This window comes from Nitrosopumilus ureiphilus (genome assembly GCF_013407185.1).
Taxonomy (GTDB): Archaea; Thermoproteota; Nitrososphaeria; order Nitrososphaerales; family Nitrosopumilaceae; genus Nitrosopumilus; species Nitrosopumilus ureiphilus.
In genome coordinates this window covers 2,063,439-2,076,984 of record NZ_CP026995.1, presented here as the reverse complement: position 1 = coordinate 2,076,984, position 13,546 = coordinate 2,063,439, and the positions used below count along the sequence as shown (strand labels likewise).

The following is a 13,546-nucleotide window of genomic DNA, read 5'->3' as shown; positions in this document are numbered from 1 at the left end:
CCATGGCGATGAATAAATTATTTTTTGCAATCCCTTTATTGTTTCTCTTAACGTTAGGTGTGTCTTTCATATATGCTGAATCACTAATTCCAGATTGGATAAAAAACACTGCTTTATGGTACGGTCAAAACAAAATTTCCGAACAAGAATATCTAGAGTCTCTTCGATATTTAATTAACAACAAAATCATATTTTTAGATGAACAAGAAAAAAACAAAATTCTTGATCCTACAATTACAACAAATGATGTAAGTGTAACAAAACCTCGAATTAATCAATGTTCAATATTATACCAATCATACAAAAATATTGGAAAACCTCAATTTCTCTCAAAATTCCAGCATGTCAATTACATCAATACATGTATCAAACTTTACCAAGATCCAGTATGGAATTATCAAGGTGATGACAGAATAGAAAAGTTAAATGAAAAGTTCCTTGAATTTGAACAGAAAATTAAAGAGACAAAGCCAAAATTATCTTATGAACCAAGTGTAAAGATACTATCTACGACAAAGATTGGCGAGGGAAAGTTTGATGTAAAATTTAATGTATGTGCTGGAGATAAAAAAATTGACAAGGCAAAAGTTCTAGTAAAATCTGCAATAGAGTCAATCCAAATAGGTACTAACAAAGACATTCCTGAAAATGTATGTAGAACGTATGTAACCCAAATTCATGCAAACAATATTGCAAATATACAAATTACAATATTGGAGCAAATTTTAGAATAGTCAAAACATTAAATTGAAATTAGAATTTTTGTTAAATATCTTATTTTCTTTTCCAGATAAATTGATTGTAAATCAACTCTGGTCTAATCTGTCTAAATGGTTGTGAACCGCCAACATACCATTTTGTAAAGAATTCATACAAGTGCAATCTGAGAGACTGGATATACACAATCAATCCTTCAATCATCATAATTCCCAAGTTACCTCCAATGATCATTGCCATTGCTCCACCTGACGCAGCACCACCCAAAGATGAAAATGCATTATTTACTGTCAACAACAAAGCCGCATGTACCAATAACATAATTCCAAGTCGAGCATAACTAATTGTATGAGCTAAACTCTCAACTGTTTTTCCTAAGAGTACTTCCATGATGACACTTGCAGGATCTGCTCCATCTTCTGGATGCTTCTTTGCATGCATTACGCCTCCAACCATCATGATGACCATTGATGCAATTACAATGACTACTGCAATTCTTGTAATAATCCAAACTTCTGCCCAATCACCAAGGAACATTGTTACCCAAGGAACTGCTTCTGTGTGTACTTTGGAGTACATGTTCATTACATCGTACTGTGAACCAATCGCACACATCATAACAACTACAATTCCTCCATAGAGTGTTATGTTTGGAATTGCTTCAGTAAACACTACTAGTTTGTGTCCTTCTTTCATTAATCTGATAACACGTAATGTCATTGCCCAAACTAAATGGACAATTCCGATGAATAATGAAACTTTGAGAATATTGATTACTTGTTCAAATGTTAATTCAGCAACACTGAGAATACCCACTATCCAACTAACAGAATGTAATGCCCCTCCTCCTTCTAATAATCCTTCAAATGGACCCATATGATCAAGGTGATATCCAAACGCCTCTCCTGCACCAACACCCGCTATGGCAGCTGAAGCACCAGAAATTGCAATAAGCATTCCCCATCTAGAAAGTTCTCCTTGTCCCTTGAACTTGAATAATAAACCAAGTGCCATAAGTAGCAATCCGTGACCCATATCTGCAAACATCAGTCCATAGAAAATTGGCCACATTAGAGCAATCATTGGTGTTGGATCTGGCTCTCCAGCCTTTGGAATGCCCTGACTTTTTGTAATTACTTCAAAAGTTTTAACGAATTTTTTATTATCAAATAGTGTGGGAATTTCTTCTCTTAGTTTAGGATCGGAAATATCTTCTACAACTGACATCCACTGTTTTGTTGACTCTGTGAATTTTGCTTCCATTCTCTTTGGAATAAAGCCTTGAATTACTGCAAAGTGTTTTGTTCCACCTGGTTTTCTCAAAGTCTCAAGTACATCTTTTGCAACTAGTGCTTTTTCATGAAGGGATAGAATGTCGCGTCGTACTTTCTTTGTTAATCCGGCTAATTGTTTTTTGATTGATGCTTGTTTTGCCGTTAATTCCTTAATCTTTGATTCTGCAAGTTCGTATGCCTCACTAGGGATCTGAGGAAAACCCTCTGGAATTTTAAAAGTATTGGAATTGAAACTTCTTAATACCTTTAGGACTTTCTCAGAATCTGCAGTATCTGAAATTACTAAAATGGCAGATTTTTCTTTGCTTTCCAAGTCATACTTGTAAATTGTAATTCCCTCAAGTGAGCGACTAATCTCATCAAAATCAGCAGAATTTATGACAAACAAATTTGTGAAAAAGTATTTCATTAAACCAAATCCTGAAAGATCCATCTTCATCTTTCTGATTACTTCTAAGGTATCTTTGAGTGACTTGTACTCTTCAATTGAAAGTCTAGTGTTTGCAGCATCTTCTAACAACTTTGCTGGTTCATCAATTATGGATGGTGCCTCTTTGCTCAATTCCTCTACCATCTCTTCAATTTCATTAATCTCATAGTCTTTTTTCTTGATAACAGTACCCTTGAACAATATCTCCATAATTCCTACAGTTAGAGGAATTCCCATTCCTTTGATAACATCGTCAATTGATTGGTAAGTTTGTTGAGCCTTTAGTAGGAGATCATCAATTTCAGGAGTTACCAAATCACTAGCAGAATCAATTTTGTGATACCACTCAAACTCCGTTAATCTTGAAATCGCTTTAGGAGATTCACTTCTTGGCAAAATTACTGTTCCTAGTTTTAGATCGGCTGTTCCCAAGACAAATTTTGGGTATTTTCATTGAGTTTAATATCTTTCTGATTGCTTCCCTCCCAAACATTAAAATCCATTATGGGTCAACGGCACCCATTGACATCTAATTCGGCATTAGAAACTACGATTGACAAAATTCTAAATAATACTGAAAAAGATATTCTTTCCAACATTAAATTAGCACTTGGTGAATCTCAACAAAAACTAGAAGATTCTATCCCAAAATTAGAAAGTGAATACGATAAAATTATTTCAGACGGCAAAAAAGAGGCAGATAAGATCGAAAAACAGATAATTGGAAGCTCAGACATTGAGGCCAGAAATAAACAACTTATGATCTTAGAAGAGGCAGTTAATAGGGTCTTTACAAAAGCACTCGATCAAATTGCAAATGCTGATAAAAGTGGTGACTATTCAAATTTGATTAAGACCTTGTTAGATGAATCTACTCAAATCTTAGATACTTCTGAAATTACGGTTTTTACAAATGCTAAAGATAGAGATGTAGTACAATCTGCATTATCTCAATTCTCAGGAGCTGAATTATCCCCTGACACAATTGATTGTCTTGGTGGAATTATAGTAAAATCAAAAGATGGTGCAATGACATTTGATAATACAATTGATGCCAGAATTGAACGCCTGAAGCCTTTAATAAGGAAGGACATTGCATCAAAATTCGGAGTAGGAAATTAGATGGCAGCTCAAGGTAGAATTGTTTGGGTAAGTGGCCCAGCTGTCAGAGCAGACGGTATGTCGGATGCAAAAATGTATGAGACTGTAACTGTTGGTAATTCAAAATTAGTAGGTGAAGTAATTCGTTTAACCGGAGATGTAGCATTTATTCAAGTTTATGAGTCAACAAGTGGATTAAAACCAGGTGAGCCTGTTATTGGTACTGGAAACCCACTCAGTGTATTATTAGGTCCTGGAATTATTGGACAACTTTATGATGGAATTCAAAGACCGCTAAGAGAATTATCAAAAGCTTCTGGTTCATTCATTGGCAGAGGTATTACAACTACCGCAGTTGACATGACAAAAAAATATCACTTTGTTCCAACTGTTTCTAATGGCGATGTAATTCATCCAGGATTTATTATTGGTACTGTTCAAGAAACTGATCTTATTGAACACTCTATTATGGTTCCACCAGATCATCCAGGTGGTGTTATCTCAAACTTAGTATCAGAAGGAGATTATGATTTAGAAACTGAATTAGCTTCTGCTGAGAAAGATGGTCAAAATGTTCCAATCAAGATGTATCACAGATGGCCTGTAAGAAAACCACGTCCATATCAAAAGAGATACGATCCTACAGTTCCATTACTTACTGGACAACGTGTTATTGATACATTCTTCCCAATTGCAAAAGGAGGAACTGGTTCAATTCCAGGTGCATTTGGAACAGGAAAGACTGTCACATTACACCAAATTGCAAAATGGGCTGATTCTCAAGTTGTAGTCTACATTGGTTGTGGTGAAAGAGGAAATGAAATGACTGAAGTGTTAGTAGAATTCCCACACCTCAAAGATCCACGTAGTGGAAAACCACTTATGGACAGAACTGTTCTTGTTGCAAATACAAGTAACATGCCAGTAGCAGCAAGAGAGGCAAGTATCTACACTGGCGTAACAATTGCAGAATATTACAGAGATATGGGTAAAGACGTTGTACTTGTAGCAGATTCAACAAGTAGATGGGCTGAATCACTCAGAGAAATGAGTGGTAGATTAGAAGAGATGCCAGCAGAAGAAGGTTATCCTTCATATCTTGCATCAAGATTAGCAGAATTTTATGAAAGAGCAGGTCGTGTTAGAGCTTCTGGAAGTCCAGACCGTGATGGTTCAGTTACTTTGATTGGCGCTGTATCTCCATCTGGTGGTGACTTTACAGAACCAGTTACAACTCACACAATGAGATTTATCAAAACTTTTTGGGCTTTGGATGCAAAACTTGCATACTCTAGACATTATCCATCAATTAACTGGATGAACAGCTATTCTGGTTATCTTGCAGATATTGCAAAGTGGTGGGGTGAAAACATCAATGAAGATTGGCTAAGTCTTAGAAGTGAAGCATATGGAATTTTACAAAGAGAAGATACACTAAAAGAAATTGTTAGACTCTTAGGTCCTGAAGCATTACCTGATGAAGAAAAACTAATTCTTGAAGTTGCAAGAATGGTAAAGATTGGTCTCTTACAACAAAACTCATTTGATGATGTCGACACTTATTGTAGTCCAGAAAAACAATATCAATTATTGAAATTACTAGTTGACTTTTACAAGAGGGGCCAACAAGCACTCAAAGAAGGTGCAGCATTAGCTGACATACGTGGATTATCTATAGTAAGCAGTTTACTCAAAGCACGAATGGATGTTAAAGATGACGAGATGCCAAAACTTAATCAATTAGAGAAAGACATGCAAGAACAATTCAAATCAATTACAGGAGTAAAGGTATCAAATTGACAACAGAAGGAGGAGTTCAATATAGTAAGATTGCAGAAATCAAAGGTCCTCTAGTTGTAGTAGATGATGTTGAAAATGCAGCATTTGATGAACTAGTTGAAATTGAAACTACCGAAGGTGAAAGAAGACTAGGTAAAGTTCTCGAAGTAGGAAACGGTAAAGCAATTGTCCAAGTCTTTGAGGGAACAACTGGATTATCAATTTCTGGAACTAAAGCAAAATTTGTAGGTAAAGTTATGGAAATGCCAGTATCAAAAGAGGTGCTTGGTAGAGTATTTGATGGATTAGGAAGACCAAAAGATGGACTACCAGATCCAATTGCTGATAAATTTATTGACATTAATGGTGAACCAATGAATCCAGAACAACGTGAATATCCAAAGGATTTCATTCAAACTGGTGTATCTGTAATTGATGGATTGATGACTCTAGTTAGAGGACAAAAACTTCCAATTTTTTCAGGTTCTGGCATGTCTCATAATCTTTTGGCAGCACAAATTGCAAGACAAGCAAGTGTTGTTGGAACCCAAGATGACTTTGCCGTAGTATTTGCAGCAATTGGTGTGCAATATAGCGAAGCAGAATATTTTAGACGAAGTCTTGAAGAATCTGGTGCATTAAAGAGAAGTGTTCTATTTCTAAATACAGCAGATGATCCTGCAATTGAAAGAATTATCACTCCTCGTGTAGCATTAACTGTGGCTGAATATTTGGCATTTGATTTAGGAATGCATGTTCTAGTTGTAATGACTGACATGACAAACTATGCAGAGGCATTAAGAGAAATTAGTGCAGCAAGAGAAGAGGTTCCTGGAAGAAAAGGATACCCTGGTTATCTTTACACTGACCTTTCAACAATTTATGAAAGAGCAGGCAAACTTAATGGAAGAAAAGGAAGTGTTACACAAGTTCCAATTCTATCAATGCCATCTGATGATATTACTCACCCAATACCTGACCTTACTGGTTACATTACTGAGGGACAAATAGTAGTTGGAAGAGATTTGTTTAGACAAGGAATTTACCCTCCAATCAATATTTTGATGAGTCTTAGTAGATTGATGAAAGACGGAATTGGTGAAGGAAGTACTAGAGATGATCATAGTGAAGTTGCTAATCAAGTTTATGATGCATATTCCAGATCACAAGAAGTAAGAGCATTGGCAGGTATTGTAGGTAAAGCAGGACTAACTGAAATTGACCTCAAATACATGGATGTTGGTGATACATTTGAAAAAGAATTTCTTACACAGGCAACTGATGAGAATAGAACCATTGAAGAAACACTTGGTCTTCTATGGAAGATTGTATCAAAATTACCAAAGAATGAGATTACTAAAATCAAAGATAAATTCGTTGATCAATATTACAAGGAAGAGTAACTAAATGTCATTTGGACAAAACGTTGCAGCAACAAAAATTGAGCTTTTAAAATATAAAAAATCTACACAAGTTGCCGTAATGGTTCAGCAAATTTTAGATGATAAACGTAAAGTCCTTTTAAAAAATATTGAAGAGATGATTCAAGAAGCATCTAAAGCAAGAGGGGGAATTTGGGAACCATTACAAGATATCTACAAATCAGTTAATGAAGCATACTTGGCCTTGGGTACTAACACTGTTGACTCTGTTGCAGAATCTACGCCACCGGTAATGGAAGTTGAAGTTCACGTACGTAGAGTTGTAGATGTAAAAATTCCAGCATTATCAGTTACAGAAAAAGATACAAAATCAATGCCTTATGGATTTGCAGATACAAACTCATCTATTGATAGGGCAGCCAAACAAATCAAAGAACTATTACCAAAAATTTGCAAAGCTGCAGAATATGAGAATTCTATCTTTAGTCTTGCAAAAGCATTAGAAAAGACACAAAAATTGCTAAATGCGCTTGAAAATGTAATTATTCCACAATATCAACAAAAAATTAGATTTATTCTCTCTACTCTTGAGGAAAGAGAAAGAGAAGAATTCGCAAAGTTAAAAAAAGTCAAGGCAAAGATGGAAAGTAGAAAATAATGACAAAAGAAGAAATAAAAAAATTACTTGAAAATTCGAAAAAGGAATTAGATGCAGATTATGATAAATTTGTAACATCTATCAAAGACGACCTGAACTCTTTCAAAAAGAAAACACTAGATCGAATTTGAGTCAAATATCCCATCATGATTTAAATATGGACCTAAAGGAGCCACAACATAAATGAAAACTATCGTCATGTTACTTTTGGCAGCATCAGCAATTTCAATTCTAGGATCAACTGGAGTTGCATTTGCTCAAGAAGATGGTGCATCCAGTGGCGACTCTATGAAACTCCTTGGTGCTGGTTTAGCATTTGGTATTGCAGCAGGTGGAGCAGGAATAGGTCTTGGCCAAGTAGGTGCAGCAGGTCTTGCAGTCATTAGTGAGAACCCAGCTTTACAATCTAAGGTGTTCATCTTCGTAGGTATGGTCGAATCAATCGCAATCTACGGTATAGTTATGATGTTTATCATCTTAGGACAATAGTCCTACAACATCTTTTTCAAATTTTTAAATTAATTGTATTTTAGCTTATTTACATCTAAAACTCTTGCACAGTATCTGCATTTGAGTACCATTCCTTCTTTGTCAATTACATCCATTATAGATTCAATGTGTTCTGTACTGTTTGTAATGCAGTCAGGATTTGAGCAACGAAATATCCTATCAATCTCATTTGGAAGTGAGACTCTTCTTTTCTCTACAAGCTTGAAATCCTTTATCATGTTGATAGTAGCTTTTGGAGCAATTACTGCAAGCTTGTTTGTATCATCATCCTTTAGGAACTTATTTTCAATTTTTATGATGTCTTTTTTCTTAAATTTACCACTCGGAACATTTAGTGCTATAGTAATTAATTCGCCATCTCTACCATCAATTCTTAATGCACTGAGCACCTGAAGGCCCTTACCTCCATCAATATGGTCAATTACAGTGCCTTCTTTGATTCGTCGAACCATAAGTTCGGACTGTTCCATCAGAATACTTTGTATAGTCACCTGTATATATTATTGAAAGAATGAACCAGTTCTACCAAAAAGATATCATCTCAATTAAGGACTATGATAAAGATAAACTTGAAAAAATCTTCACCTCAACTGACAAAATAATGCAACTAGATCCTTCTGATAGAAGGGAAATCTGCAAAGGAAAAACATTGGGATATTTGTTTTATGAACCTAGTACTAGAACCCGACTCAGTTTTGATGCTGCTATGGCATCTATTGGTGGAAATTCGTTGGGAATCTCAAATGTGTCCTCGTCTTCCACTCAAAAAGGTGAAAGTCTTGCTGATACTGTACGAATAATGTCGATTTATTCTGATGTTCTAGTGTTGAGACATACTCTGGATGGCTCAAGCAGATTTGCAGCTGAAGTTTCTGATAAGCCTGTAATCAACGCAGGTAGTGGTACAGAAGAGCATCCAACTCAAGCAATTCAAGATTTGTTTACAATCAAAAAAGAAAAGAAAAAGATTGATGGTCTAACGATTGGAATTGTAGGTGATCTAAAATATGGACGAACAGTTTACTCTTTGCTGTATGGACTTGGAAATTATGATGTAGACGTGCGCTTAATTTCTCCTGAATCATTAAAAATTAGATCTGATTCCGTCTATGAAATTAAAAAGAGATTAGATTTTACTGAATCAACTGACATTACAGAAACAATAGACGAACTTGATGTTCTTTATGTTACAAGAATTCAAAAGGAGAGATTTCCTGATGAAGAAGAATATCTCAAGGTCAAAGGAAGCTATGTTGTAGGATTAGATTTGATTAAACAGATGAAAAATGATTCAATAGTTTTACATCCTCTTCCAAGAATAGATGAAATTTCATCTGATGTTGATAAGACAAAAAATGCAAAATACTTTGAGCAGGCTGAATATGGAAAATATACACGTGCTGCCATTTTGGGCCTGATACTTAACGAAAATGGATTTTAATTTATTTTAAAATCCGTATTCCATATATCTAGAGACATTTCAATAGAACTATTGACACAAAAAATAATTCCTATCTTTCCATTAGATTTAGTTCTGTTTCCAAGACAAGAACTTCCTCTTCGAATTTTTGAGCCACGATACAAGCAATTAGTTGATGATTGTATGATAGGTGATGGTCAGTTTGGAGTTTGTTTACTTGATGAAAATAATACTGTAAATGGTTGGAATTCCCCTAAATTAGTTGGGACAATTGCTAAAATTACTAAATGTGAAGACGTTGAGCTTGATGGATTGCAACTCCACATTGAAACTATAGGAAGAAATTCATTTGAAATCAAAAAAATTATTCCTCCATCAATTTCCCAACCTGCAAATTATGATCCACTTTCAGTTGAAGGCCATCAAGAAATATCTGACATGCATGAAAAAATTGGAACAGAAGAAAAAATGTACATTCAAGCAGAAGTTGAAATGATTCCAGAAATTGATGAAAACATTTCACTAGAAAAATGGGAGCGATTAGTTGAATTGTGGAAAAAGAAAATTATGACACAGGCATTGCCTCAAGTTGTTGAACCACATGCTTTAGATCATGTATTGGAGCAATACTATCTGACTACTGATACGCCAACAGTTGATTACATCTACTCATTATCTGCACTTGGTGCAAAAGATCCAAATGAACTTCAACCAATTTTAGAGGCCACAACAATGGATGATTTAATTCAAAGAGTAGAAGAATTACTGACAGTAAAATAACCCTTGATGAACTAAAATGATATTGTCTCTGAAAAAATATGGTATCTTTGCTCTTGTTGCATGCTTGTTATTTCCAGCAAGCAATGTTTATGGACATGGTTTTGGAATTGATACAATATCTTCAATCGATATCCAAGGAAAAGAGTTATCAATTTCAGTAGAGATGCCGATGTATTTTGAAAATGCTCAAGAGCAAATCACAATTACTGCAACTGAAGATGAAACAAAAGAAAATGCAAAAAATGTGACATTTCTCATTGGATTATTTCATGAAAATGAAATGATTTTTAGAAATTATTTTTTTGCTGAGGATGGAGTTTTACAAATTAAGGTAACACCAACACAAGAAGAAAAAATAACAATTCATGGTGAACAAGACTCACTACTTGGAGCATGGCATGGAACAGAATCAAGTCCTATAGAAATTACAGGTCCATTGTTTACTTCATCTGGTTTGTATAATTTTGAGATTGAGATAAGAACTATTGATGAACCCACAAACATCATAGAGAATTCTGGTGTCTATAATGCTGATTTGAGCTTAATTGAGACTGTCTCTTTCATACAAAAGGATTCTGAAAATAATGATGTAGAATTTCGTTCAAAATCTTATTTTGATTCAATTTCTAATTTCAAGTATGATTTTGAGGCTAAACAGGTTGCATTTGAAATGCCATTTGATTGGAGTGAAAAACAATTATCTCATGTATCAGTTGTTCATGTAGAAACTCATTTGCCAAAAGATTTTGTAGAATTCTTGTCTCCGAGCTATTCTGCATATGTAAATGGTATTGAATTATTCAAATCCTCAATTTCTGTTGATGATTATACAGAAGATGATGAAAGAATAATTCATCTTGTTTTATTACAAGATCATTTACGATATTTGAAAAACGAAATGAAAAAATCCGATGAACCATTACCAGAAAATATGTTATTTACAATATCTACTAGTAATGATAAAGCATTTCCCTTAGAAGCGTATACAAAAAGTGATGACTTTAAAGTAAATCTTTCATGGGATCCACTAGAAGTTGAACCTGGAATTGATACCAATTTTATTTTTACAATTAGAGATGGAAGAACTAATGATCCTTTAAGAAATTCTGATTATACATTTGTACTTATCCAAAATGGAAAAGAAATTCATCGTGTATCCGGTATTGCACAAGTTGGTGGAGAATTTGAGAAATTTACATTTGCTGAAGATCAAACGGGTCCAACAATTATCAAATTTGAAAATATTAGAAATACAGGACAAGAAACTGAATTTGCACTAGTTGTTGTACCAGAATTTGGAACTATTGCATTGTTAATTTTAGTAATTTCAATTACGAGTATTATTTTTGTAACTAAAAGAAATCCACTAAATACCTAAAGAGCAACTAGCTTTACAGTGTCCATGTTTTTGTTTGTCTGAAAATCTTTTGTAATTGTTGATACTTTTTCTGCATCACCATTAATCAAAAATAGCTCCATACATTTTTCCTTCTCAATTTTGCTATGAAGATGTGTTGTGATTAGATCCTCAAAATTATGTGTGATTCCTGAAACCACATGATCAAATTCATCATTATGTACAACCAAAAGAATTGCGTGAATATTTCCAGATAAATCTGCCTTTTGTTTTTCTTCAGAAATAAATGATCTGATTCCTGCTCTGATTGCCTCAGACCTTCCTGAAAATCCCATAGTTGTTTGCAACTTGTCTAATTCTGAGAGAATTTCATCATTTAACGAAATTGAGACTATTGGCATATGTCTAATGTTATTAATTATCTTATAAGTTTAGCAATTAATCTTATTAAGATTTTATAGATTTATTAATAATCTGTAAAGAACTTTTGTGTGAATATTCAGATAAAGATGGCAATAATTGCAATTACAATAGTAATTCCATTAAGCTCAATTGCTGTTTATGGAACTAATATGAATCAGCAATTCACAAGTAGTGATAATTCAAAACTGCAAGTCATTTCATCATTTAATCCATTACATGAATTTTCACAAAATATAGGACAAGAAAAAATAGATGTTGTCTTACTTGTTCCTGTTGGAGTTGAACCTCATGATTGGGAACCAACTGTTAAAGATGTACAAATAATGCAAAAGGCAGATCTAATCATTATCAATGGAATTGGTTTTGAAAACTGGGTTGATAATTTAGAAGAGACTGGTTACTCTGGTAAGATAATTGATACAAGTTATGGAATTTTAACTAAGAATTCTAATGATGAAATTTCTAAGGACTATGGAGATCCACACATTTGGCTAAATCCTGTTTATGCAAAAATTCAAGTACAAAATATTGCAAATGCATTTTCAAATTCTGATCCTGTCAATGAGAAGTATTATCAATCAAATACTGCAGCATATATTAAACAATTAGATCTCCTTGATTCAAAAATTCGAAATGATCTCTCTAATTGTAGTAATGATTTTGTGGCTTTTCATGATACATTTTCATATTTTGCAAAAGAATACAATCTAAATCAACATACAATAATTTTGTCAAATGATTCCCATGGAGAAGTTACTGCAAAAACATTAGAAAATATTATTTCTACTGCTAAAAAATTAAACATTAAAGTAATTTTTGCTGAAGAAAGTGACAGTACTAGAACATCTGAAATAATTGCAAACGAGATGGGTGGTAAAGTCTTAGTTTTGTCTCCATTAGAAGTAGCATCTGATGGTACTTACATTTCTAAGATGAATCAAAATCTTGAAAATCTAAAGGAGGCATTATGTTGAAAATAGTTGAGATTGAAAATCTAACTGTTCAATATCCTGATGTTAAAGCACTAGATGATGTTAGTTTTGAGATTAATCAGGGTGATTTTCTAGGCATAATTGGTCCTAACGGCGCAGGCAAATCTACTCTTTTTGACTCGATGCTTGGGCTAAACACAAAGTACAAAGGAACTATCAAATTTTTTGGTGAGGATATCAGAAAATCAAAAAACTATCTTAAGGAAATCGGATATGTTCCACAAAAACCAATCTTTGAAAAAAATTTCCCGGTTACCGTAACTGATGTTATAAGAATGGGACTAAGAAATGAATCCAATGAAAATAAAATTGATGAAATTTTACAGCAATTATGGATACATGAATTAAGAAATAGAAGAATTGGTGAATTATCTGGAGGTCAACAACAACGTGTTTTTATTGCAAAAGCTCTGATTACAAATCCAAAAATTCTGATACTAGACGAACCTGTAACCGGAATTGATCAACAAAGCATAGATTTGTTTTACAGTATTTTACGTGAATTAAATTCTAAACAAAAAATTACTATAATCTGGTCATCTCATGATTTGGATGCAGTAAACCAATTAGCAAATCATGTGGCATGTCTAAACAGAACACTATTTTTCCATGGCGAATCTGAAAAATTCTTTTCAAATGATGAACTAGTAAAACAATATTCTGAAGCCTCAATGCAGGAACACATGCATCATCACTGACATG

15 protein-coding genes are annotated in these 13,546 nt (G+C 33.9%); 12 read left to right on the top strand and 3 right to left on the bottom strand.

All coding sequences use genetic code 11. The features are described from left to right. The first annotated feature begins 8 nt into the window (after positions 1 to 8). The gene (locus tag C5F50_RS12385) at positions 9 to 734 is read left to right on the top strand and encodes a plastocyanin (protein ID WP_246282071.1); all 726 of its coding nucleotides are present in this window, start codon (positions 9 to 11) and stop codon (positions 732 to 734) included. Between the two features lie 40 nt (positions 735 to 774). On the opposite strand, the gene C5F50_RS12380 is transcribed toward C5F50_RS12385, so the two are convergent. Further along, positions 775 to 2,874: a V-type ATP synthase subunit I gene (locus C5F50_RS12380; protein WP_179371602.1), complete on the bottom strand. Its 2,100-nt coding sequence runs from the start codon at positions 2,872 to 2,874 to the stop codon at positions 775 to 777. A 72-nt stretch (positions 2,875 to 2,946) separates the two neighbouring features. On the opposite strand from C5F50_RS12380, the gene C5F50_RS12375 reads away from it, so the two are divergent. The 6 genes from C5F50_RS12375 to C5F50_RS12355 all read left to right on the top strand — a co-directional run bounded on the left by C5F50_RS12375 (position 2,947) and on the right by C5F50_RS12355 (position 7,851). Further along, positions 2,947 to 3,564 carry a V-type ATP synthase subunit E gene (locus tag C5F50_RS12375; RefSeq protein WP_179371601.1) on the top strand — a complete coding sequence of 206 codons (618 nt, stop codon included), beginning with the start codon at positions 2,947 to 2,949 and terminating at the stop codon, positions 3,562 to 3,564. Beyond that, a complete protein-coding gene (locus tag C5F50_RS12370) occupies positions 3,565 to 5,343 on the top strand; it encodes a V-type ATP synthase subunit A (RefSeq protein ID WP_179371600.1) in 1,779 nt (592 codons plus the stop codon). Then, a complete protein-coding gene (locus C5F50_RS12365; protein WP_179371599.1) occupies positions 5,340 to 6,725 on the top strand; it encodes a V-type ATP synthase subunit B in 1,386 nt (461 codons plus the stop codon). Before C5F50_RS12370 ends, C5F50_RS12365 begins: the two co-directional genes overlap by 4 nt. A 4-nt stretch (positions 6,726 to 6,729) precedes the next feature. Continuing rightward, entirely contained in the window at positions 6,730 to 7,362 is a 633-nt protein-coding gene (locus C5F50_RS12360; RefSeq protein WP_179371598.1) for a V-type ATP synthase subunit D, read from the top strand. Next, a complete protein-coding gene (locus C5F50_RS13345) occupies positions 7,362 to 7,493 on the top strand; it encodes a hypothetical protein (RefSeq protein WP_280924460.1) in 132 nt (43 codons plus the stop codon). The genes C5F50_RS12360 and C5F50_RS13345 overlap by 1 nt, the downstream gene beginning before the upstream one ends. Before the next feature lie 67 nt (positions 7,494 to 7,560). Beyond that, complete coding sequence (locus C5F50_RS12355) at positions 7,561 to 7,851, top strand: ATP synthase subunit C (protein WP_179373023.1); 291 nt, start codon at positions 7,561 to 7,563, stop codon at positions 7,849 to 7,851. Positions 7,852 to 7,880: 29 nt separating this feature from the next. Here C5F50_RS12355 and pyrI read toward each other — a convergent pair whose 3' ends face one another. Next, positions 7,881 to 8,342 (bottom strand): aspartate carbamoyltransferase regulatory subunit, encoded by a 462-nt coding sequence (pyrI, locus tag C5F50_RS12350; RefSeq protein ID WP_179371597.1) that lies wholly within the window; start codon positions 8,340 to 8,342, stop codon positions 7,881 to 7,883. 41 nt (positions 8,343 to 8,383) lie between these two features. On the opposite strand from pyrI, the gene pyrB reads away from it, so the two are divergent. Genes pyrB through C5F50_RS12335 form a run of 3 tightly spaced genes read left to right on the top strand, consistent with a single transcriptional unit; the run spans position 8,384 to position 11,450 of the window. After that, positions 8,384 to 9,313, top strand: coding sequence for an aspartate carbamoyltransferase (pyrB, locus tag C5F50_RS12345; RefSeq protein ID WP_179371596.1), 930 nt, complete (start codon positions 8,384 to 8,386; stop codon positions 9,311 to 9,313). A 51-nt stretch (positions 9,314 to 9,364) separates the two neighbouring features. Then, complete coding sequence (locus tag C5F50_RS12340; protein ID WP_179371595.1) at positions 9,365 to 10,072, top strand: LON peptidase substrate-binding domain-containing protein; 708 nt, start codon at positions 9,365 to 9,367, stop codon at positions 10,070 to 10,072. A gap of 16 nt (positions 10,073 to 10,088) precedes the next feature. Further along, on the top strand, positions 10,089 to 11,450 hold the full coding sequence (locus C5F50_RS12335) for a PEFG-CTERM sorting domain-containing protein (protein ID WP_179371594.1): 1,362 nt from the start codon (positions 10,089 to 10,091) through the stop codon (positions 11,448 to 11,450). Here the strand turns inward: C5F50_RS12335 and C5F50_RS12330 are convergent. Continuing rightward, entirely contained in the window at positions 11,447 to 11,830 is a 384-nt protein-coding gene (locus C5F50_RS12330) for a CopG family ribbon-helix-helix protein (protein ID WP_179371593.1), read from the bottom strand. The genes C5F50_RS12335 and C5F50_RS12330 overlap by 4 nt on opposite strands. 90 nt (positions 11,831 to 11,920) lie before the next feature. Here C5F50_RS12330 and C5F50_RS12325 point away from each other — a divergent pair, with 90 nt between their 5' ends. Next, the gene (locus C5F50_RS12325) at positions 11,921 to 12,826 is read left to right on the top strand and encodes a metal ABC transporter substrate-binding protein (RefSeq protein WP_179371592.1); all 906 of its coding nucleotides are present in this window, start codon (positions 11,921 to 11,923) and stop codon (positions 12,824 to 12,826) included. Then, a complete protein-coding gene (locus C5F50_RS12320; RefSeq protein ID WP_179371591.1) occupies positions 12,820 to 13,542 on the top strand; it encodes a metal ABC transporter ATP-binding protein in 723 nt (240 codons plus the stop codon). Before C5F50_RS12325 ends, C5F50_RS12320 begins: the two co-directional genes overlap by 7 nt. Positions 13,543 to 13,546 lie beyond the last annotated feature (4 nt).

Coding starts and splice junctions, on each gene's coding strand:
- C5F50_RS12385 (WP_246282071.1), top strand. CDS start 9: ATGAATAAATTATTTTTTGCAATCCCTTTATTGTTTCTCTTAACGTTA.
- C5F50_RS12375 (WP_179371601.1), top strand. CDS start 2,947: ATGGGTCAACGGCACCCATTGACATCTAATTCGGCATTAGAAACTACG.
- C5F50_RS12370 (WP_179371600.1), top strand. CDS start 3,565: ATGGCAGCTCAAGGTAGAATTGTTTGGGTAAGTGGCCCAGCTGTCAGA.
- C5F50_RS12360 (WP_179371598.1), top strand. CDS start 6,730: ATGTCATTTGGACAAAACGTTGCAGCAACAAAAATTGAGCTTTTAAAA.
- C5F50_RS13345 (WP_280924460.1), top strand. CDS start 7,362: ATGACAAAAGAAGAAATAAAAAAATTACTTGAAAATTCGAAAAAGGAA.
- C5F50_RS12355 (WP_179373023.1), top strand. CDS start 7,561: ATGTTACTTTTGGCAGCATCAGCAATTTCAATTCTAGGATCAACTGGA.
- pyrI (WP_179371597.1), bottom strand. CDS start 8,342: ATGGAACAGTCCGAACTTATGGTTCGACGAATCAAAGAAGGCACTGTA.
- pyrB (WP_179371596.1), top strand. CDS start 8,384: ATGAACCAGTTCTACCAAAAAGATATCATCTCAATTAAGGACTATGAT.
- C5F50_RS12335 (WP_179371594.1), top strand. CDS start 10,089: ATGATATTGTCTCTGAAAAAATATGGTATCTTTGCTCTTGTTGCATGC.
- C5F50_RS12330 (WP_179371593.1), bottom strand. CDS start 11,830: ATGCCAATAGTCTCAATTTCGTTAAATGATGAAATTCTCTCAGAATTA.
- C5F50_RS12320 (WP_179371591.1), top strand. CDS start 12,820: ATGTTGAAAATAGTTGAGATTGAAAATCTAACTGTTCAATATCCTGAT.